General features: G+C 74.1%; 19 protein-coding genes, 1 tRNA gene and 1 pseudogene. 12 read left to right on the top strand and 9 right to left on the bottom strand.

Annotated elements, in window-relative coordinates; translation table 11 throughout:
* Position 1: 1 nt before the first annotated feature.
* From ACJ6WD_RS13000 to ACJ6WD_RS12985, 4 genes are all read left to right on the top strand, one after another.
* The gene (locus ACJ6WD_RS13000) at positions 2-1387 is read left to right on the top strand and encodes an MFS transporter (protein ID WP_233659539.1); all 1386 of its coding nucleotides are present in this window, start codon (positions 2-4) and stop codon (positions 1385-1387) included.
* A gap of 149 nt (positions 1388-1536) precedes the next feature.
* Positions 1537-1610, top strand: a tRNA-Met gene (locus ACJ6WD_RS12995).
* Between the two features lie 189 nt (positions 1611-1799).
* Positions 1800-3362 carry a PH domain-containing protein gene (locus tag ACJ6WD_RS12990; RefSeq protein ID WP_407615813.1) on the top strand — a complete coding sequence of 521 codons (1563 nt, stop codon included), beginning with the start codon at positions 1800-1802 and terminating at the stop codon, positions 3360-3362.
* A gap of 150 nt (positions 3363-3512) precedes the next feature.
* Complete coding sequence (locus tag ACJ6WD_RS12985) at positions 3513-3752, top strand: hypothetical protein (RefSeq protein WP_233659541.1); 240 nt, start codon at positions 3513-3515, stop codon at positions 3750-3752.
* Positions 3753-4124: 372 nt separating this feature from the next.
* Here ACJ6WD_RS12985 and ACJ6WD_RS12980 read toward each other — a convergent pair whose 3' ends face one another.
* Entirely contained in the window at positions 4125-4889 is a 765-nt protein-coding gene (locus ACJ6WD_RS12980; protein WP_331246821.1) for a helix-turn-helix transcriptional regulator, read from the bottom strand.
* 93 nt (positions 4890-4982) lie between these two features.
* On the opposite strand from ACJ6WD_RS12980, the gene ACJ6WD_RS12975 reads away from it, so the two are divergent.
* Positions 4983-5780, top strand: coding sequence for a sulfite exporter TauE/SafE family protein (locus ACJ6WD_RS12975; RefSeq protein ID WP_267953006.1), 798 nt, complete (start codon positions 4983-4985; stop codon positions 5778-5780).
* A gap of 332 nt (positions 5781-6112) precedes the next feature.
* Here ACJ6WD_RS12975 and ACJ6WD_RS12970 read toward each other — a convergent pair whose 3' ends face one another.
* Entirely contained in the window at positions 6113-6931 is an 819-nt protein-coding gene (locus ACJ6WD_RS12970; protein WP_331246823.1) for a TetR/AcrR family transcriptional regulator, read from the bottom strand.
* A 259-nt stretch (positions 6932-7190) separates the two neighbouring features.
* On the opposite strand from ACJ6WD_RS12970, the gene ACJ6WD_RS12965 reads away from it, so the two are divergent.
* Together ACJ6WD_RS12965 and ACJ6WD_RS12960 are read left to right on the top strand one after the other, a co-directional pair.
* Complete coding sequence (locus ACJ6WD_RS12965; RefSeq protein ID WP_233659545.1) at positions 7191-7631, top strand: nitroreductase family deazaflavin-dependent oxidoreductase; 441 nt, start codon at positions 7191-7193, stop codon at positions 7629-7631.
* 361 nt (positions 7632-7992) lie between these two features.
* A complete protein-coding gene (locus ACJ6WD_RS12960) occupies positions 7993-8556 on the top strand; it encodes a hypothetical protein (protein ID WP_407615812.1) in 564 nt (187 codons plus the stop codon).
* Between the two features lie 68 nt (positions 8557-8624).
* Here the strand turns inward: ACJ6WD_RS12960 and ACJ6WD_RS12955 are convergent, their stop codons facing one another.
* Both ACJ6WD_RS12955 and ACJ6WD_RS12950 read right to left on the bottom strand, forming a co-directional pair.
* A complete protein-coding gene (locus ACJ6WD_RS12955) occupies positions 8625-10061 on the bottom strand; it encodes an MFS transporter (protein ID WP_331246825.1) in 1437 nt (478 codons plus the stop codon).
* Positions 10058-11131 (bottom strand): nucleoside hydrolase, encoded by a 1074-nt coding sequence (locus ACJ6WD_RS12950; RefSeq protein WP_331246826.1) that lies wholly within the window; start codon positions 11129-11131, stop codon positions 10058-10060. The genes ACJ6WD_RS12955 and ACJ6WD_RS12950 overlap by 4 nt, the downstream gene beginning before the upstream one ends.
* A 251-nt stretch (positions 11132-11382) precedes the next feature.
* Here ACJ6WD_RS12950 and ACJ6WD_RS12945 point away from each other — a divergent pair, with 251 nt between their 5' ends.
* A complete protein-coding gene (locus ACJ6WD_RS12945; RefSeq protein ID WP_020930811.1) occupies positions 11383-12171 on the top strand; it encodes a GntR family transcriptional regulator in 789 nt (262 codons plus the stop codon).
* Between the two features lie 224 nt (positions 12172-12395).
* Positions 12396-13004 (top strand): hypothetical protein, encoded by a 609-nt coding sequence (locus tag ACJ6WD_RS12940; protein ID WP_407615811.1) that lies wholly within the window; start codon positions 12396-12398, stop codon positions 13002-13004.
* A gap of 107 nt (positions 13005-13111) precedes the next feature.
* On the opposite strand, the gene ACJ6WD_RS12935 is transcribed toward ACJ6WD_RS12940, so the two are convergent.
* Both ACJ6WD_RS12935 and ACJ6WD_RS12930 read right to left on the bottom strand, forming a co-directional pair.
* Entirely contained in the window at positions 13112-13696 is a 585-nt protein-coding gene (locus ACJ6WD_RS12935) for a TMEM165/GDT1 family protein (protein WP_016575088.1), read from the bottom strand.
* 353 nt (positions 13697-14049) lie between these two features.
* On the bottom strand, positions 14050-14760 hold the full coding sequence (locus ACJ6WD_RS12930) for a nitroreductase (RefSeq protein WP_233659549.1): 711 nt from the start codon (positions 14758-14760) through the stop codon (positions 14050-14052).
* Between the two features lie 107 nt (positions 14761-14867).
* On the opposite strand from ACJ6WD_RS12930, the gene ACJ6WD_RS12925 reads away from it, so the two are divergent.
* Together ACJ6WD_RS12925 and ACJ6WD_RS12920 are read left to right on the top strand one after the other, a co-directional pair.
* Complete coding sequence (locus ACJ6WD_RS12925; protein WP_233659550.1) at positions 14868-15482, top strand: TetR/AcrR family transcriptional regulator; 615 nt, start codon at positions 14868-14870, stop codon at positions 15480-15482.
* 94 nt (positions 15483-15576) lie between these two features.
* A complete protein-coding gene (locus ACJ6WD_RS12920; RefSeq protein ID WP_407615810.1) occupies positions 15577-16233 on the top strand; it encodes a class I SAM-dependent methyltransferase in 657 nt (218 codons plus the stop codon).
* Positions 16234-16503: 270 nt separating this feature from the next.
* Here the strand turns inward: ACJ6WD_RS12920 and ACJ6WD_RS12915 are convergent, their stop codons facing one another.
* From ACJ6WD_RS12915 to ACJ6WD_RS12905, 3 genes and pseudogenes are all read right to left on the bottom strand, one after another.
* Positions 16504-17184 (bottom strand): PhzF family phenazine biosynthesis protein, encoded by a 681-nt coding sequence (locus tag ACJ6WD_RS12915; RefSeq protein ID WP_407615809.1) that lies wholly within the window; start codon positions 17182-17184, stop codon positions 16504-16506.
* 56 nt (positions 17185-17240) lie between these two features.
* Positions 17241-17882 carry a DUF3887 domain-containing protein gene (locus ACJ6WD_RS12910; RefSeq protein WP_016575093.1) on the bottom strand — a complete coding sequence of 214 codons (642 nt, stop codon included), beginning with the start codon at positions 17880-17882 and terminating at the stop codon, positions 17241-17243.
* Between the two features lie 59 nt (positions 17883-17941).
* A pseudogene (locus ACJ6WD_RS12905) lies at positions 17942-18160 on the bottom strand (DNA-binding response regulator); the annotation flags it as partial.
* A 120-nt stretch (positions 18161-18280) separates the two neighbouring features.
* Here ACJ6WD_RS12905 and ACJ6WD_RS12900 point away from each other — a divergent pair.
* Positions 18281-18625 (top strand): hypothetical protein, encoded by a 345-nt coding sequence (locus ACJ6WD_RS12900; RefSeq protein ID WP_233659553.1) that lies wholly within the window; start codon positions 18281-18283, stop codon positions 18623-18625.
* Positions 18626-18877: the final 252 nt, after the last annotated feature.

The raw sequence follows: 18877 nt of genomic DNA, 5'->3' as shown, positions 1-18877 counted from the left end.
CATGACCACAGTGGCCGGCCGGCCCGCCGCGGAACCCGCGGGACCCATCGCCGCACGGCTCGAACGCCTGCCGCACTCCCGCTGGCACGTCAAGGTCCGCTGCCTGATCGGCGCCGTGACCTTCTTCGAGGCGTTCGACCAACTGATGGCCGCCTCCGCGCTGCCCGTCCTGACGCGCGAGTGGCACCTGACCACCGGTCAGGCCACCTTCGCCGTGACCGCCGGCTCGCTCGGCATGCTCCTGGGCGCCCTGGCCGCGGGCTCGCTGGGCGACCGGATCGGCCGGGTGCGAACCGTCGCCCTCGGTGTCGCCGTCACCGCGTTGGCCAGCCTCGCCGTGGCCCTCTCCGGCGGCATCGAGACGTTCGCGCTGTTCCGCCTCGTCCAGGGCCTGGGCATCGGCGGCGTCGTCCCGGTCGCCGCCACCTACGTCAACGAGATCGCCCGCTCGGACCGGCGCGGCCGCTTCGTCCTGCTCTACGAGATGATCTTCCCGGCCGGCCTGGCCGCCGCCTCACTGGTCGCGGTCTGGGTCGTGCCCCACCTCGGCTGGCGCGCGATGTTCGTGATCGGCGCGCTGCCCGCGCTCCTGGCCGCCGCCCTCCCCCGCCAGGTCGCCGAGTCCCCGCGCTGGTTGGCCGCCCGCGGACGCACGGCGGAGGCCGAACGGGTCCTCGCCCGGATCGAGGCGGAGGTGGCCCGGACCACCGCCGCCCCCCTGCCGGAGCCCGCCCCCGCCGCCACGGCCCCCGCCACCGCGGACTCCTCCCCGGGACGCCTGCGCGAACTCTTCCAGGGCCGCTACCTGCGCCGCACCGTCGTCGTCTCCGCCCTGTGGTTCGCCGCCTACTACGTCAACTACGGCATCGCCACCTGGATGCCGTCCCTCTACACCAAGACGTTCGGCCTGGACCTGACCACCGCGCTGGTCTACACCCTGCTCAGCAACGTCACCGGCCTGCTGGGCACGTTGGTGATCGCCCTCGTGATCGACCGGATCGGCCGCCGCCCGGCCCTGGTCACCGCGTTCGGCGGCACCGCACTGGCGCTGGGCACCCTCGCACTGACTGGAGCCGTCTCCGGCGGCCGGGTCGCGCTGTTCGCCTCCGGCGCGACCTTCTTCGTCTTCGCGCTCAACGCCGGGCTCTACCTCTACTCCCCCGAGCTGTACCCGACCCGCAACCGCGCCAAGGGCGCCGCGTTCGGCGGACTGTGGAACCGGGCCGGCGTCATCCTCGGACCGGTCGTCGTCGGCGCGATCCTGGCGGCCGGCGGCGGCCTGACGTTGCTCTTCACCCAACTCGCCGGCCTGGCCGCGGTCGGCGCGGTGATCGCCCTGTTCGCCGTCGAGACCAAGGGCAGGACCCTGGAGGAGCTCAACTCCTGACGCCCTCGCGGTCATGCCACGGGGCCGAGACCCGCAACTGCGGAGCGTCGACTCCGCGCCGGAAGCAGTGCCCCGATGGGGCGTCGTCGGGTCGGGACGGAAGCCGATTCGGCAGATCGAGGTCGGTGCCGTAAGGTTCAGGGTGCCGTCGCGGGGTGGAGCAGCTCGGTAGCTCGCTGGGCTCATAACCCAGAGGTCGCAGGTTCAAATCCTGTCCCCGCTACTCAACGGTGAAGGCCCGGTGGATTCCACCGGGCCTTCGCTGCTCGCGGGCCCCATCGAGGAGGGCGAACCCTTCGGTGTCCCGGGCAGGTCGCCGCGCGAATGTCTTCACCTGGGCAACGTAGTTCGCCAGAAAGCTTCCGCATCCCCCACAAGCGGCACCGCCCCGCCCGATGACAGGATTCCGCGCATGAGCAACGCGCGGGACGTGACGTGCCGGCCTCCCCAGCGGCGCGCCCTGTGGTTCTTCGTCGGACTCGGGGTGGTCGGCGCGGGCCTGGCCGTGGAGCGCGCGACGTACGGCAGCACGATCCTGGACCTCTGGTGGGGCATCGGCGTGCTGCTGGCACTGTCGGGCGTCGGGTCGCTGTGCGCGGTCACCGCCGAGGTGACCGCCGACGCGCACGGCCTGCACTTCCGCAAGCTCCTCCGCCGCCGGAGCGTGCCGTGGGCCGACGTCGCCGACCTGCGCGTCCGCCGGTTGCACGCGAACAACCCCCGCGTCCACGAGATCCGTCGCATCAGCCTGCTGCTGCGCAACGGACGCACGACGCTCCTGCCCCTCCCGCAGGCGTTCTCGGGGTACCCCTCGGACTTCGACGCGACGTGGGAGGCGCTCCGCGCACTGCACCGTGCGCACGGGACCCCGGCATCGGACCACGTCCCCGTCCTCTCGTCCCGCACCGCCGGGCGGAGTTGGGCCGGCTCGCTGATCGTGTGCGCGCTGCTGCTCGCGTCGGCTGGCGGGACCGCATGCCTCGTGCCGGCCGTCGCCTCGTACGAGCAGGCCTGGAAGTCGGCCGCCCCGTGCCCCGCCGGTACGCCCGCCAGGGAGCGCGGCGCGTGCCTGACCACCCAGCAGGCCGTGATCGCCCGAACCGAGGTCCACTCCCCCAAGCGGACCAGCTGGCTGTACTTCACCGAGCGCGGACCGCTGGAGCGACTCGCGGTTTCCCAGGACGCCGCCCAGGCGTTCCAGGCCGGCGCCCGGGTCGAACTGACCCTCTGGCGCGGCGAGGTGAGGGAGGTCGCCGGAGAGCACTACGCGTGGCGCGACCACGTGCCCACCGGCGGGTCGGTGGCCCTCATCGCGGCGGGGTTCGCCCTCGCGGCGGGCTACCCCGCGGCCCAGGTGCTGCTGCGCCTGCGCGGGCGCCGGCTGCCTGACGACGAGGTCGTCCCGTCGGCCCTCCCGTTCGCGGGTGCGCTCGTCGGGACCGCCCTGTGGCTCCTGCCGCTCTGCTACCTCCACCCCACGACCCTGCTCGGCTCTCCCGTCGCGCTCGCGGGGGCGGTCGCCGGCTCGCTGTGCACCCTGGGCCTGTTCGCCTTGGCCTGGCGTGCCACTCGGGTCCGTACGCCCGGGGAGGTCGGGACGGACGACGGGGGCGACGGGGGCGACGGGGAGGCGTCCGCCGATGAGGAGGTGTTCGTGGCCGCCCGCTTCCTGGAGCACACCGACTACAACCCGTACCACTTCGGCACCCACATCGTGCTGGGTGGCGGGCCGCCCGCCGTGACGCCGCACGCCGGCCCGGGCCGGTTCGCGGCGAAACGGATACCCGTGCAACGACTCACCGTCAAGCACGTGCGGCGTGCCCGCGGCGGCGACGGCGACCAGATCCCCAGAAGCTGGCACGTCGCCGAACTCGACGACGCGGGCAGGCCGGTTCGCCTCGCGGCCGCCCCGGCGGACCTGACCCGCGTGATCCGCGCGTGGGCCCCCGCGAAGGCCCCCTCGGCGTTGCCGTGACGGCCCAGCAGTTTCCGCTTTCGGGCCGCGAAGACGCCCAGGGCGAAGCGCTGGCCGGGCGGCCCACGTACCGGTTCCCGAACCCTGGGCCTGGGCGGAGTTTGCCGTCACGCGACGTTACCGACCGTTAATTCGGTCGTTGCTCAACACATGACGAAGCCTCGCACCGTACTTACCGCCGTCGCCCTCGCCGTGTCCGCCACGGCATTCATCGCACCCGCAGCCACCGCCGCCCCCGCAGCGAAAACGGGCGTGGCGGACAACGCCGACCCGCAGCCCTGTCCCCCCGCGGCCGCAGCAGGCTGCGCCGTGGTGGGAACCTTCGGCAAGGCGCTGCACGCCGTCGGCGACCTCTACTCGGGTTCGACCTTTTCGGACGCAGACAACTAACCCTGACCAACCGGGCACCCCAGTAATCCACTTCGACAACGCTCCCGGTCCCGTGCCGCTTCCTCCCCCACAGCGAGCGGACGAGGGCCGAAGTCGCCGGGGTGCTCGCCCGATACATGGGCGGGCATCCCGGCACTGATGGTCCCGCAGGCCCTCGCCGCCGTGCACGTCACCTCCGACGGCGGCGCCCGCGCCAAGGCGTTCCGCCCGCACGGGACCGTCATCTCGGTCGACAGCGTCGCCGGGCCCGTCCCGCCTCGGCCTGAGCCCGTCCCGGGCCGCGAGCGGCTTCGCCCTCTTCCCACTGGCGGAGATCGACGGCGCCTGGCCGGCCCCACGCGCCCGCCGAACGTGACGCACTGTGCGGCCGTCCTAGCGGGCCGCGGTGAACCGGGACGGGGGCAGGCCGAAGGCGCGGGTGAAGGCGGCGGTGAACGCGGCGGGCGAGGCGTAGCCGAGGCGGCCGGCGACGTCGCTGACCGACGCGGTACGCAGCAGCGGAACCGCCGCGAGCAGGCGGGCGCGGCCGCGCCACACCGCGGGGCTCTCGCCCGTCTCCGAGCGGAAGCGCCGGGTGAAGGCCCGTTCGCTCAAGGCCGTCCGGCCCGCCCAGGCGGCGTTGGTGACTCCGACGTCCGGAGCGGCCAGGTACCCGCGGCAGAGCTCCGCCAGGTCGGCGGAGGAGGGCAGCGCGACGTGGAACGGGAGGGGCGTGCGCGCGGCGATCTCGTGGAGGAGGAGCGTGGCGATGCACCCCTCCCGGCCGGACAGGTTGTAGTCGGCCTCGAACTCGACGGCGCTCAGCAGGAGTTCGCGCAACAGCGGCGGCACGTCGACCACCGTGCAGGTGGCGGGCCACCAGGGGACGGCATCCGGCTCGACGTACAGGCTGCGGGTGCTCACCCCCAGCATGCGGACCCGGTGCTGGGTGGCGGCCGGGATCAGCACGGCCCGTTCGGGCGGCACGGTCCAGGTGCCCTCGGCGGTGTCGACGACCATGACGCCGGTGGCGCCGTAGAGGAACTGCGCGCGGCGGTGCTCGTGCCAGTCCAGCACGTGACCGGGCGGGTAGTCGGTGCCGATGGGCAGGACGGCCCGGTCGACGTGGTCGACGGCGTCCAGGGCGACGTTCTTCACCCGGCCACGGTACTGGCCGAGACGCAAAGGTTTGGTGCCGACCTTCGGATGCGCGCAGGTCGGCGGAGCTGGTGGGGTGGTCCCGTGGACGTTATGGCTTTGATCGGGATCGGGCTCCTCACCGGGGCGACGACCGTGTTGTTCGGGTTCGGCGGCGGTTTCGTCGCGGTCCCGGTGGTCGTGTGGGCGGACGCCGCGCTCGGCGCGGACGCGATGCGGGTGGCGACGGCCACCTCGGCGCTGGTGATGGTGGTGAACGCCGGTTTCGCCACGGCCGTCACGCCCCGGCGGGTGCTCGGGGCGCTCCGCGGCAGCGGCGCGCTGCTGCTGCTCATGGCGGTCGGGGCCGCGGTCGGGGCGCTGGCCACCCGCCTCGCCCCGGCCCCCCTGGTCCGTTGGGCGTTCGTCGGCTACGTGGCACTCACCATCGTCGACCTGCTGCTGCGCCCCGGGTTCCTGCGTCCGCGGGCACCGGCCGAGACGGCACCCGGGGCGCCGCGACCGCTCCCGGCGCTGCTCGGTGCGCCCATCGGTGCGGTCGCCGCCTTCCTCGGCGTCGGCGGCAGCGTCATGACCGTGCCCGCGGCCCGGCGGGCCGGGCACCCGATGCGGGTGGCGACCGCGCTGGCCAACCCCCTCACGCTGGCCATCGCCCTGCCGGCCACCGCGGTCTCGCTCGCCGGCGCCGCGCTCCCGACCGCCGGTGGCGCGCACCCGCATCTGGTGGGTCTCGTCGACCTGGGCGCCGCGGCGGCCCTGCTGGTGGGGGCCTTGCCGGTGATCGCGGTGCTGCGCCGCCGCCCGCCGCGGATCCCGGATCGCCTCTACGCCCGGGCCTACGTCGGCCTGCTCGCCCTGGTGGCGGTGGCGATGGTGTTGTCGGGCACCTGACCGGTCCGCGCCGGGCCCCGTGCGCCCGTTGCCCTCCCGGACGGCGGCGCCGAGCCGGGGCCGTCCGGTCGCGGCCGGGCGCCGGCACCTCGAACGGGCGGAAGCCGGCCTCCACTTCGCCACGGGATCCGCTGCTGTCACGCACGCCCCGATCACCGGCGACGGGCCGGCATACGCATCGAGCACCTCCCGGCACGCATTCGGCCTGCACCACCGCACCGCCGCCCGGCCGCACCACCCCCGGCCGCCCGGCCGCCGAGCACAGGCGGAGGCCGTGCCGGGATCGCGGGCGGAGGCGGGGCCGGGGCGCCAGGCAGCAGCTTGGCTCCGGGTCAGGTCGAGGTGTGTGGCCCCGGGGCGACCAGCCCGACGCTGCCGGCGAGTTGGCGCACGGCCTGCTCGAAGAAGGCGCTGCGGGCCTCCACGACCCGGTTGAACTGGCCGAAGAGTTCGAAGCTCAGCAGGCCGAAGAGCTGCGCCCAGGCGCCGATCAGACGGGCCAGTACGGCGGGCGGCAGTTCCACGTCCAGTTCGGCGCCGAGGGCCAGCGCATCGGCCACCACCGCATCGGGCAAGGGCTCGGCCGGCTCCTTCAGCAGACCGGCGGCGTGCGCGTCCCGGACGACGCCGATGAGCGCGAGCCCGACCCGGGCCGCCGACTCGGTGGTGATGTGCGGCGCGTGGTAGCCGGGGACCGGCGAGCCGTAGATCAGCGCGTACTCGTGCGGATGGGCCAGGGCCCAGTCGCGCACCGCCGTGCAGATGGCGCACCACTGGGCGAGGGCACGCTCGGCGGCCCTGGCGCGGGCCCCGCCGCGTCCGGCCTTCTCGGACCGGCCGGTCGAACCGCCCTCGGGACGGCGGGAGGTGGGGGTGCCGGGTGCGGCGGGGGGCTCGGCGTGGGCGTCGCGGGCGCGCTCCGCCGCCACGCCGAGAGCGGTGTACGCATCGACGATCAGCGCGGTGAGCAGGTCGTCGCGGCTGGGGAAGTAGCGGTAGAGCGCGGACGAGGCCATGCCGAGCTCGCGCGCGACGGCCCGGAGGGAGAGCTTGGCGGCTCCCTCGGCGGCGAGTTGCTTGCGCGCCTCGTCCTTGATGGCCTCGGTGATTTCGCTGCGGGCTCGTTCCCTGGCTCCACGGATGGCTGTCATGCAGAGCAGTGTGACAGCCGACGGAGCGCCGAACAAAAACGAGAGCAGTGCTCTTGCGTACGAGCACCCTTCGCGTGCACACTGCTCTTAAGCGAGAGCATCGCTCACGCAATGGAGCATCGATCCATCGGTGCACCGCCCATGCCGCCGCGCCCGCCGGTTCCGACCTGCCCCTCCCGACCTACCTGCACCGCGGGCACCACCCGCACCACCGGCCGCACCCCACCGCGCCCCACCCCACCTCGAAACGGAGAACCCCATGTCCCACTACCTGAAGCCGGCCCGGCTGACCGCCCGACTCAACGGCACCATCGGCTGGCTGGCCCGCCGCGGCATCAGCCTCGCCGGCTCCGCCGACCTGGCCGTGCGCGGCCGCAAGAGCGGCGAATGGCGCCGCGTACCGGTCAACCCCATGACGTACCAGGGGGCCCGCTACCTGGTCTCGACGCGCGGCGACTCCGAGTGGGTGCGCAACATGCGGGCGGCCGGCGGCGGCCAGCTCCGCGTCGGCCGCCGCGCGGTCCCGTTCACCGCGGTCGAACTGCCGCCGGCCGAGACCCCGGAACTCCTGCGCACCTACCTCGACCGCTGGGGGTGGGAGGTCAAGTCGTACTTCGGTGACCTCACGGCGGAGTCCGCCCGTGAGGAGTTCCTCGCCGCGGCCCCCCGGCACCCCGTCTTCCGGATCGCCGAAGCGTGAGACCCCGGGGCGCGACGGGGCCCGCCGGACGCGACGGGGGACGTCCCCGGGCGGCGCCGTCGCGGGCCGAACAGCGCGCTCCGCGTCGTTCGCGCCGGCGCTCCGGCCGCGCTAGTGGATCATGGACGGGTATCGGCCGGCGACAGGAAGCCACAGCACCCCGTTGAACACGCACCCCTCTCACCAGACGCTCCCCGACCCCCAGGTCTCACCTCAGCCCGCCGAAGGCGCCCGAGGCGTCGACGGCGATCGAAGCACCGACGGCGAGCACGGCACCCACGGCACCCGACAGGGTCAACTCCCGCCCTCCGCAGGCACCGCGCCCTCGGACCCGTCACCGGACCTGTCACCGGAGCCGTCCATGCACCCGCGACCCCTCTCCACTCTGCGGAAGGACGACCCGGGCACAGCCCCGTCCACTGCCGACGACCTGCTGTTCGGCGAGGTCCACGTCGCGCTGGACGCGGACCGCGGCGTCGTCACGGTGAGGGGGGACGCGCTCCCCACCGTCAGCCTGGTGCGCGCCGAGGGCACGGACGTCGACGAGGCCGTTCCCCTCGGGACCCGCTCCGCCGCGGCCCTCACCCTGACCGTCGACGGCGAGGCCGCGCGCCTCGCGCCCGCGCGGGGACGGTTCCTCCGCCGCTCCTACCGGGTGGACGTGGAGTGTGCGGGGCTCCGGTACCGGCTGACGCCCGACGGCCTGGAGGAGAGCACGCTGTTCAAGGAGGGCATCGCCATCGGCGAGTTGTCCTCCACCGGCGACGGCCGGGTGTCGGCCACCTGGCCGGAGGACCGGCCGGCGGGCTCCGAGGTCCTGCCGCAGGACGCGGCGGTCGGGTACGCGCTGGCGGCCGCCTTCGGCACGGGCGGGCAGTCCTTCTGGGTGGCCGCGGGGGCCTTCGTGGGCGACCTGCTCTCCTGAACGGGCCGCACGGCGGTCAGCGCCCGGCCGGTGGCGCGCCGTTTCGACGAACCACCGGCCCGGGTGCTTCAGGCGCCGGCGGTGACCTCGGCCGTCCTGGGGCGCGGGATCAGGAACGAGGCGCCGTAGGCCGCCGCCGTCACGACGGCGCCGGTGAGCATCGCGGTCACGTACCCGCTCGCCGAGGAACCGCCCTGCGGGCTGCCGGTGACCTGGACGGCGGAGAGCAGGGCGAAGCTGAGCCCCGCGCCGAGCCCGAACGCCGCCGAGACGAGGCCCGGTAGGAAGCCCGGGTGGTCCTTGGGCGCCAGGACGACGCCCAGCAGGTTGAGGACGATGTTGGCGATGCCGGCGTAGGTGGCGCCGAGCAGGACCGTGCAGCCGATCATGACCGGCAACGACCGCACGCCCACCAGGGCCATCACCCCGAGCACCAGTGCGCTGCCCAACAGGCCGCAGCGCAGCATGCGTCCGTAGCCGATGACCGGCGCCAGGCGCCCGGTGAAGGGCCCGACGAGCCAGCCCACCAGCGCGAAGGGGGTGAGGAAGACGAGCGAGGCCAGGCTCGCCCCCATCCCGAATCCCACCTCGGCGTTCTGCACGAAGGACATCAGGACGCCGTTGACGACCGCGAAGACGCCGATCAGGGTCAGCAGAGTGGTCAACAACGGTGCCCAGCTGGCCCGTTGACGCAGGTCACTGATGCGCACCAGCGGATGTCGGCTGCGCTTCTCGATCCTCCAGAACACGGCGAAGGCGAACGCGCCGACGAGCAACAGGGCAATCGCCAGAGGCCAGTTGGCCGCGCCGAGCTTCTCCACCTGGTCGACGGCGAGGAGCAGCGCGGCGGCGCCCACCACCAGCGGTACGACGCCCGGCCAGTCCATCGGGGTGCCGGCCGAGGGGCGGGATTCGGGGCAGCCGACCGCGACGGCCACGGCCGCGAGCACCGCGACGGCGGCGATCACCCAGAAGACGCTGCGGAACCCGTAGTGGCTCGCCAGCCACCCGCCCGCGAGGGCGTCGACCCCCGCGATGCCGCCGTTGACGGCCGTGACCACGCCCATCAGGGTGCCGAACCGCTTGGGCTCGGTGACCTGGGAGCGCAGGGTCAGCAGGGAGATCTGGACGACCGGCCCGGAGACGCCCTGCACCACCCGGGCGACGTCGAGCACGACGATGTTCGTGGACAACGCGGCCAGGACGGTGCCCGCGGTCAGGACCACGAGCATGCCGAGCAGGACCCGGCGGCGGCCGGCGATGTCGCTGAAGCGGGGCAGGAACAGCGAGAACATCGCGCACGCGGTGAAGAACGCGGTCTGCGAGAGCCCGGTGCCCGCCTCGTCGGTGTGCAGTTCCCGCGCCATGGTCACCAGGGCCGGGCTGAGCATGCTGGCGTTGAGCTGGAAGGCCACGCAGGCGGCCAGCAGCGCGGCCATCATCGCCGCCACGCCGACCGCGTTCCGCTCGGTCGGGGCCGCCCCTGGGGCGGCGGTGCCCGTCATCTCGCGGCCCCTTCCGGAGTCCGGGACAGTCGGTCGACGAGCAGTTCGGGGAAGGTGCCGTCGGTTTCCAGGACCACCGTGGCGTTGGCGTCGGGCTGCCGCGGGTAGCCGAGGTGGATGCCCCGGGTGTCGGCGACGAGTGCGCCGCGGGCGGCGCCGTCCGCCGTGTCGACGGTGACGGCCAGGCGGGGCGTGCTCTTCGGGACGACCTCGCCGACGGCGATCCCGGCAGCCAGCGGGTCGTGGAGCGCCGAGCCGCGGAACGGCAGGGCGGTCTCCTCGTGGAAGGTGAAGTAGAAGTCGAGGATCTCGCCCGCGAGCCGCCCGATCGGGGAGCCGCTGGCCAGGAGGCGCTGCCGGTGCGCCTCGGTGAGGTTCTCGCGCATGGTCACGTCGAGCGGTACGACGGTGAGGTCCCAGCCCGCCGACAGCACCAGGGCCGCGGCCTCCGGGTCGTTGCCGATGTTGGCCTCGGCGACGGGGCTGATGTTGCCGGGGTGGTGGACGGCGCCGCCCATCACCGTGACCCGGCGGACCATGTGGGGCAGCCGGGGTTCCTTGCGCAGGGCGAGGGCCAGGTTGGTCAGCGGGGCGGTGGCGAGGATCTCCAGTTCGCCGCCGGCTTCGCGGGCGGTGTCGATGATGAGGTCGACGGCGTGCCGCCGGTCCACGGCGGCGGCGGGGGCGGGCAGCTCGACCCCGCCGAGTCCGCCCTCGCCGTGCACGAACGCGGCCTCGGGGCGGGTCTCCCCGCGCAGGGTGGTGCCGGCGCCCGCGGCGACGGGGACGTCGTGCCGCCCGGCGACCTCCAGCACCTGGAGGGTGTTGCGGGCGGCGCGTTCGGCACTGGTGTTGCCGGCGACGGTGGTGACCGCGCGCACGTCGACGGCGGGGGTCAGACACAGGTACAGGAGCGCCACGGCATCGTCGATGCCGGTGTCGCAGTCCATGAGCAGCGGGCGGGGCGGGGTGACGGGCATGGGTGGTGCTTCCGGGTCGAAGGGCGCTGCCGACGGGACGGGCGGGGTGTGGGGAGGACGGTCGGGGGACGGCTCGGACGACCTCACCATGCCCGAGATTGTCGGACAATCGATTGGAGGGGAGGTTAGCCAGCGTCCACGGCCGGCACAAGGGTCCGTCCACGGGGAATCCCCCACCCTCGACGCCCCACCGACCTCGCCGCACGCCAGGCGCCTCCCCGCACCCACCCCACCAGCACGACCGCGCGGAGCGGGCGGCTAACCTGGAGGGCCGGACGTGGATCGCGGAGCGCACCGCAGCCGCGACCCGAAGAATGTCCGACAAAACCTCGGGAGCTTTCATGCCTCGTCAGGGAGCGCGCCGGCACTCCTCGCGCGTCGAGCTGTACCAGCGCATCGTGGCCGCCATCGACGACGGCACGTTCCCGCCCGGCGCCCGGCTGCCACCGGAGCCCCAACTGGCCGGCCAGTTGGGCGTGAGCCGCTCCGGGCTGCGCGAGGTGCTGATCCTGCTCCAGGAGGACGGCGTGATCACCCGCCGCCAGGGCGCCGGCAGCACGGTCAACCAGCCGCCGCCGGCCCCCGGGCTGGAACGCCTGCTGCCCGTCGAGTCCCTGCTCGGCCCCGGTGCGGTGCGGTGCCGCCGGCTCGCCACCGAGTTGGAGGAGCCCACCGACTTCTCCGGCTACCACCTCCGCCTCGCCGCCACCGAACGCGCCTGCTTCTGGGAGACCGTGGTCGAGGTGGACGGCACGGCGGCGTGCTTCGCGCACGAGTGGGCCGCGGACGACAAGGTCCTGCGGACCACGACCGGCGCCGACCTCGCCGACACCCTCCGCGCCTCCCTGCCGGAGCCGGACGCCGCCGGGCCGCCCGCGACCACCGACGACCCGGAGGGCACCATGCTCGCCGCCTTCCTGGCCGCGGAGCAGGGCCACGGGCTCACCGCGCGCAGCACGCTCGGCGCCACCATGCTCGGCACCGAACGCGGCCACGCCATCGCGCGCCCGCCGGAGACCCCGGCCCTGCTGCTCACCCAAACCGTGTGGGCCGGCGGCCGCCCCGTCCTGGCCGCCAAGTACCTCTTCCCGGCCGGCGCACCGCTGCTGTCCCTGGCGTCCCGCCGCTGAGACCGGGCGGCACGGCGCCACGGCCACCAGGCGCGCCCCCACCGGCGAACGCCCCTCGCCGCAGCACGCCGCAGACGCTTCCGCAAGCGCGGTTCCCTCGCCTGCCCGCTCCAGCCCCGATATCGCCCTGCATTCGGGTGGGGGCGCTCCCTGCGTCGGTTCGTGACGCCGGGCGGGGGCAGGCAATGCGATGAAAGTGCTCATAGTCGGAAAGGAACGACATCATGCGCCTTTCGCACACATTCTGCGCCGTTCCCGCGGCGACCGTGGCGTTGCTGGCCTGGCCTTCCGCGCCGGTCGCCGCCGCGGCCCCACCCACCATCCCCTACGTCGAGCTGTTCAAGGGCTCGCCGCAGGACGCCGCCCAGATCAAGGTGGCCTTCTGCACCAGCCCCAGCAAACCCCCGAACATCATCAAGGTCACCGCTCAGGCCCTGCACCCAGGAGAGCAGCCCGCCGGGCACTGCGTGATCGTGCAGCCGCCGCAGCTCCCGACCGGCCCGCCGCCGCCCCAACAACGCGGCGGCACCGAACCGTTCGGGGTCGACGTCCCGCAGGCCGTGGTGGAGGACACCGTCGACAACGTACGGGCCCTGCACATTCCGCTGTGCGCCGCGGTGACCAACGCGGTGGCAACGCTCTCCCTCAACAAACCCCCTCAAACCCCCACGGCACCGTGCACGTTGGTGGACGGCGCCCACCTCGTCGGCACGCTCAGCACAGGCACAGGCACAGGCACTAGCACGGGCTCCGGCACCGGTCCAGGCACTAGTACAGGCACGGGCACAGGCACGGGCTCCGGCCCGGGCACGGGCTCCGGCACCGGCACCTGACGGCACCGGCCGCACCCCGCGGACGTCATGGGCGACGTCCGCAACGGGCCCGGCCTCCCGACGCGTCGGGGGGCCGGGCCCGTTGCCTGGCGGGGGGGGCTCCCGAGTCAGCCCGTGAAGGCTTCGATCAGGGTCCAGACGGCCAGGACGGCCATGCAGATGCCGCCGATGCGCTGCACGGTCTTCAGCGGGACGCGCTTGGCGATGAACCGGCCCACGACCAGCGCGAGCGCGGAGACGGACATCAGGGCCGCGGCCGACCCTATGGCGGTGGGCAACCAACCGTTGGTGGCGGCGAGGTTGGCGGTGGTGATCTGCGTGAGGTCGCCCCACTCGCTGATGAAGACGGCCATGAAGGCGGTGCCGTAGACGGGCCAGAACCCGGTGACGGTCTTGCTGCCCGCTTCGTCCTCGTCGTCGTCGCCACCGTTGCGCAGCAGGACGAACGCCCCGAACACGAACAGGGCGGCGGAGACGAGCTTCACCGCCATGGTGGGCAGCAGACCGATCAGGCTGCCGGCACCGACGGCGAGGGCGACGTGGACGAGGAACGCGGTGGAGGTGCCGAACCACACGTACAGCGGGCGCATGCGGGTGCCCATCGCCAGCGAGGCGAACATGGTCTTGTCGGGGAGTTCGGCGAGGAAGATCAGCCCGAAGGCGGTGACGATCGCCAGGGGGTCGAGGGTCATCCGGGTGCTTTCTGCTGGGGCCGGGCCGCCGGCTCGTACGACACCCAGCGAGGTGACGGGAGAACCCTTCCGGCCCGGCATGCTGGTGTGGCCCGCGCCGTTTGCGCAGGCCAGGTCATGCCGTGGCCGAAGGTCTCGTCCGCCGGCCCTCCTGCGCGGCCGGCCCGGTGGCCGGGTTGCCCCGTGGGGCATCCAGTGTGTCGACCAGCGGTGTTTCGGGACTACTCCCCTTCGCCACGCCCAGTGTAAAGGGTGGGTATGGGCGGGGTGCGGCCGGTGCCGGGTGGCGCCCGTCACGCGCGGCCCGGGCCGGCGGCCCGGTCCGCGCGTGACGCCCGGCCCGGCGGCCGGCGCTATCCGTGGAACGTCGTGGTCGCCTCCAGTGCGGCCCGCCCGGTGCTGAGGCGGTTCACCGGTGCGCTGCCGTCCGCGTAGCCGAACGAGACGCCGACCAGCAACTTGCCGGCCTCGATGCCGAGTTCGCCGCGCACCGTGTCGGCGTAGAAGCTCAGCAGCCCCTGTGGACAGCTGTCCACGCCGTACCCGGCCATCGCCAGCAGCAATGTCTGGAGGTAGGCGCCGACGTCCGCGGCCAGGCGTGCGTCGGCCCGGTCGGCGACGAAGAGGAACGCGACGTGCGGTGCGCCGTAGAACCGCAGGCTCTCGGCGTCGTACGCGGCGCGCGCCGGGTGGTCGTCGCGGTCGATGCCCAGCGCGCCGTAGAGCTGCGCGCCGAACGCGGATCGCCGCCGCAGTTGCGCCGGTGCGTACGCGCCCTCGTCGTACGGGAAGTCCACGGAGGTGCGGTTCGCGGCGTGGGCGGCCTGGAGGGAGTCGGCCAGCCGCTCACGCGCCGCACCGCTGGCCACCGCCACCCGCCACGGCTGGGTGTTGGAGTTGGACGGCGCGGAGCCGGCGAGCGAGAAGATCGCACGCATCGTCTCCCCGGGCACGGCGTCGGGCCGGAACGCGCGCACCGCATGCCGGCCGCGGATCAGCCGCTCCACCTGGCCGCTCGTCTCCGGAGGACCGGCCGGATCCCTCAGGCACCCCGCACGCTTCATGACGCACTCCTTGACGAAGAACTAAGTAAACGAATTCGTTTACCTCACTACGGAGCGACCTTACCCACACGCCACGCCGAAAGTAAACGCAGGCGTATACTTGCCGCATGGGTGCGACCGAGGAGACGACACAGCGGCGGGGGCGGGGCGCGCGGGAGCGCATCCTGGTGGCCGCCGGCCGGCTGTTCGCGCAGCAGGGCATCACCGCGACCGGGATGGAACAGGTCGCGGAGGAGGCACCGGTGTCCAAGCGGACGCTCTACGCCCACTTCCGCACCAAGAGCGACCTCGTGATCGCCCACCTGCAGACGCTCGCATCGTCGGGGAAGACCCTGGAGGGCGTACTGACCCTGGAGGAACTCAGCCCTCGGGAGCGGATCCTCCGGCTCTTCGAGCAGCCCGATGCGGAGGCGCCTTCGGTGCGCGGCTGCCCGTTCATCGACGCCGCGGCGGAGTTCCCCGATCCGCAGAGCCCGATCCACGCCTACGCCCGAGAGCAGAAGCTGCTGATGGTGCGGCTGGTCACCACGCTCGTGACGGAACTGGGCTGCCCCGAACCCGAGGCGCTCGCCGAGCAGTTGGTCACCCTCGCGGACGGCGCGGCCAGCCGCGCCATGGTGTTGAACGAGCCGGACTACGGCAGGCACGCACGCGCCGCCGCCGAGACCCTCCTCGCGCACGCGCTGGCCCGGGTCGCGCGGGAGCGGCAGGCCGGACGGTAGGCGGCCGCGCGCCCGCCCCGGTCGCCCGGGGCGTCGTCGGCAGCCGCCGCCGCCGGTGGCGCCGGCGGCATCGGGCATCTGGTGGAGTGGCGGCATGACCCCGCTGCCGCACCGCGCCCTTCGGGCCCTCGAACGGTTCAACGCCGCCCACCCCTGGGACCACAACGCCCACTACCACCGCTGGATCCTGCGACGGCTCCCCCGGCGCTTCGCGGCGGCCCTGGACGTCGGCTCCGGCAGCGGCGACCTGGCCCGGCTGCTGGCCACCCGCGCCGACGCGGTGCACGGCGTGGACGCCGACCCGACGATCACCGCCCGGGCGCGCGGGCTGACCCCGCCCGGAGCACCGGTGACGTTCGCCACCGAAGACGCCCTGACCGGGCTCCCCGACCGGACCTACGACGTCGTCACGTGCGTCGCCGTCGTCCACCACCTGCCGTTCGTCGAGGCGTTGACGGTGTTCCGCCGGCACCTGGCGCCGGGCGGCACCCTCGTACTGGTCGGCCTGTCCCGCCCCGCCACTGTCGTCGACCACCTGCTCGCGGCCGTCTCCAGTCCGCTCAACCCCGCCGTCGGCTGGCTCAAGAACGGCGGCCGCGCGGCGCCCGCACCGGTCTCGATGACCGCCCGGACCCGCCCGGCGGAGATGTCCTTCCCCGACGTCGTCCGCGCGGCCCGCGCCGTCCTGCCCGGCGCCGGGCTGCGCCGGCGGCTGTTCTGGCGGTACACGCTGGTGTGGCGGAACGACTGAGCACACGTCAAGGCCGCCGCGCGGGCGCGCCCGGCCCCCCGCCCGCCGAACGCATCGGACGCATCGAGGACGGCGGGGACGTCGGGGACGAACGGGACGACGACGGCCGGCGGTCGGGGGCGGTCCGCCCGTGCCGGACCCCGTGCGCCGATCGGCCCCCGCCGCCGATGCTGCCATCCCGGAGCCCGCTCGCGACAGACCGGCCGCCCGCCGCCGGGCGGTTCGGCGGGCCGACGCGGTCGAGGCGCCGCACCGCGAACGCGGCTCCGCTCAGGACGCGTTCGGGCCGTCGGGGAGGGGCTGTGCACCGGCGACGCTCCGCACCCGTCCGCCGATGCCGATCGTTCCGTCCGGGCCGACCGTCGTCACGATCTGCGACCCCTTGCCTTGCTGGATCGTCAGGTCGCGTCCCAGGTGGGCCGTCAGTCGCATGGCCGCGGCTCCGGTGGCCTCGTCCTCGTCGATGCCGTCGCCGCGGCCGGGGAAGGCGCGGGTCCGCACCCGACCGGCCGCCTCGTCCTGCCAGGCCCAGGCGTAGATCCACTCACCGGGCGGCGGCACGGCGAGCGCCGCCACCTCCGCCGCCGAGTCGTACCGGCGCAGCGTCCGCCCGGTCGACCAGGCGGCCGGCGCGGTGATCCAGGTGAACTCCCCGTCCCGCCGCACCCGCACCGTTCCGGCGGGTGTGCTCAGTTGGGCCGGTCCGAGCAGCCAGGCCGCCCCCACGCACGGATGGCCGGCGAACGGCATCCGCGCGGTGGGGGTGTAGATGTCGATGACGCCTCGGGCGGCGTCGTCGACGAAGACCGTCTCGCTGAAGCCGAGCCGTCGGGCGGCCATCAGCCGGTCGCCCTCCTCGGGGATCGCGACCCCGTCCCGCACGACTGCGAGGGCGTTGCCGTGGCGGCCGTCGGCGCCGCAGAAGACCCGTAGCGTTTCGAAGGCAATCATGCCGGCAGTCAAGCACGACCCGGACGGCGACCGGTCGGGCGTCGGTGCGGTGCGGGCTACGCGGCGTCCGGCGGGATGATGACGAGCCCGGCGACCTTCTCGTCCGCGTCGAAGGCGACCCGGGCCTTCATGTCGCCGGCCTCGTAGCGCAGCGGGATGTCGACGACCGTGTGGTCGCCGATGCGGCGGACGAACGGCTCGCCCTCGCCGAAGCCCTCGAACGCGCCGACCATGCCGGCGACCGTGGCCAGTCCGTCGCCCCGGACCTCGTCGGTGAACGCCTCCAGGACCTGGGAGTTGAAGGTCTTCCGGGCCTCGTCCATGCGGCCCTCCAGTACATCGGTGACGATCTGGACGGCGCGTTCCGCGGCGTCGGCCAGGTGCACGGTCTTGTCCATGGGTTCTCCCGTTCGGGGGTCGAGGGGCTTGCCGAACCGCTGGAAGGCGGCTTGGCGGGTGACGCCGAGCAGGTCGCCGATCTCCTGCCAGGTGTGGCCGGCGTCCCGGCACTGCTGCACGCACAGCTTGAGCACCTGTTCCGCCAGCTTGTCGACGTCGCGCGAGCGCCGGACCAGTTCCAGGTAGGCGGGCGGCGCCAACGGGCTGCGCGCCACCTCCGCGGCCAGGGCCGTGCCCTGTTCGGCCAGCAGGGCACTGAGGGCGTTGAGGGGCATCGAGGGTTCCGTCACGTCCGACACACGTAAAGGATGCCTTTACAGCCCGACCGGCGTCAAGGAATCCTTTACGACCTCCCGGGCTCCAACGGGTCGCTGGGGCGCCGCACCAGCAACTGCGCCACCACCTGGGGGTCCAGGGCGGTGCCGCCGGCCGCGACCCGGCGCAGCGCCTCGATGAACTCCTCGACGTCGGCCACGCGTTGCTTGAGGAGGTAGCCGACGCCGCTGGTGTTCGCCGCGAGCAGTTCGGCGGCGTAGCGTTCCTCGACGTACTGGGACAGCATCAGCACGGCGGTGTCCTCGCCTTCACTCCCGGTGCGGACGGCGGACGTTGCGCAACGAGGGGCGCCGAGGCCGGTGCCGGCACCGGCCTCGGTCGATCGGCCCGGCACGGCCGCGCGGGCCGCTGCCAGGGCCGGGTGCTCGCCGCCTGTGGCCTCGCCCTGTTGCCGTGGCGCGGCTACCTGGCCGGCATCCTGCCGCCCGCCGAGGCGGCGGCCTGGGTCGCCCTCGACGCGCTGGAGGCCGCCGCCCTGCTCACCGCCGGCACCCGCCTGCTGCGCGCCGACCCCCGCCACCGTGCGCCCGCGGCGGCCGCGGCCGTGCTCCTCCTCGCCGACGCCTGCCTCGACCTCGCCACCGCCGCGCCGGGGCCGGAGTTGGCCGCCGCGGTGGCCATGGCCGTCGCGGCCGAACTGCCGCTCGCCGCCCTGTGCGCCCGGCTCGCCGTCCGGCCGCCGCGGGGACCCGTCGGCGGTCGGTGAGGCAGTCCGTCGACCCGCCGGGCGGCGACCGGCCGCGACCCGCTATGATCCGCTGGCCCTGTCCGCCGTCGCCGCTGCGATCGCCACAGGGCGCCGTCGTCACCGCGCAGCCGCCCGGCAGGACGACGAATCCACCGGTCGCCGCGTCCCCATGACGCCGCAACGCGGTGCTGTGGCCGGGCACCTGGTGCCCGCACCTGGCGAAACCGTCCCGTGGCGTGCGCACACTCTGCACGTCGAGCGCACCACCAG

The sequence above is a fragment of the Streptomyces sp. VTCC 41912 genome (assembly GCF_045799175.1).
GTDB classification, from domain to species: domain Bacteria; phylum Actinomycetota; class Actinomycetes; order Streptomycetales; family Streptomycetaceae; genus Streptomyces; species Streptomyces albulus_C.
This window is presented reverse-complemented; position numbering and strand designations above follow the sequence as displayed.

Coding starts and splice junctions, on each gene's coding strand:
- ACJ6WD_RS13000 (WP_233659539.1), top strand. CDS start 2: ATGACCACAGTGGCCGGCCGGCCCGCCGCGGAACCCGCGGGACCCATC.
- ACJ6WD_RS12990 (WP_407615813.1), top strand. CDS start 1,800: ATGAGCAACGCGCGGGACGTGACGTGCCGGCCTCCCCAGCGGCGCGCC.
- ACJ6WD_RS12985 (WP_233659541.1), top strand. CDS start 3,513: ATGACGAAGCCTCGCACCGTACTTACCGCCGTCGCCCTCGCCGTGTCC.
- ACJ6WD_RS12975 (WP_267953006.1), top strand. CDS start 4,983: ATGGCTTTGATCGGGATCGGGCTCCTCACCGGGGCGACGACCGTGTTG.
- ACJ6WD_RS12970 (WP_331246823.1), bottom strand. CDS start 6,931: ATGACAGCCATCCGTGGAGCCAGGGAACGAGCCCGCAGCGAAATCACC.
- ACJ6WD_RS12965 (WP_233659545.1), top strand. CDS start 7,191: ATGTCCCACTACCTGAAGCCGGCCCGGCTGACCGCCCGACTCAACGGC.
- ACJ6WD_RS12960 (WP_407615812.1), top strand. CDS start 7,993: ATGCACCCGCGACCCCTCTCCACTCTGCGGAAGGACGACCCGGGCACA.
- ACJ6WD_RS12955 (WP_331246825.1), bottom strand. CDS start 10,061: ATGACGGGCACCGCCGCCCCAGGGGCGGCCCCGACCGAGCGGAACGCG.
- ACJ6WD_RS12950 (WP_331246826.1), bottom strand. CDS start 11,131: ATGGTGAGGTCGTCCGAGCCGTCCCCCGACCGTCCTCCCCACACCCCG.
- ACJ6WD_RS12945 (WP_020930811.1), top strand. CDS start 11,383: ATGCCTCGTCAGGGAGCGCGCCGGCACTCCTCGCGCGTCGAGCTGTAC.
- ACJ6WD_RS12940 (WP_407615811.1), top strand. CDS start 12,396: ATGCGCCTTTCGCACACATTCTGCGCCGTTCCCGCGGCGACCGTGGCG.
- ACJ6WD_RS12935 (WP_016575088.1), bottom strand. CDS start 13,696: ATGACCCTCGACCCCCTGGCGATCGTCACCGCCTTCGGGCTGATCTTC.
- ACJ6WD_RS12930 (WP_233659549.1), bottom strand. CDS start 14,760: ATGAAGCGTGCGGGGTGCCTGAGGGATCCGGCCGGTCCTCCGGAGACG.
- ACJ6WD_RS12925 (WP_233659550.1), top strand. CDS start 14,868: ATGGGTGCGACCGAGGAGACGACACAGCGGCGGGGGCGGGGCGCGCGG.
- ACJ6WD_RS12920 (WP_407615810.1), top strand. CDS start 15,577: ATGACCCCGCTGCCGCACCGCGCCCTTCGGGCCCTCGAACGGTTCAAC.
- ACJ6WD_RS12915 (WP_407615809.1), bottom strand. CDS start 17,184: ATGATTGCCTTCGAAACGCTACGGGTCTTCTGCGGCGCCGACGGCCGC.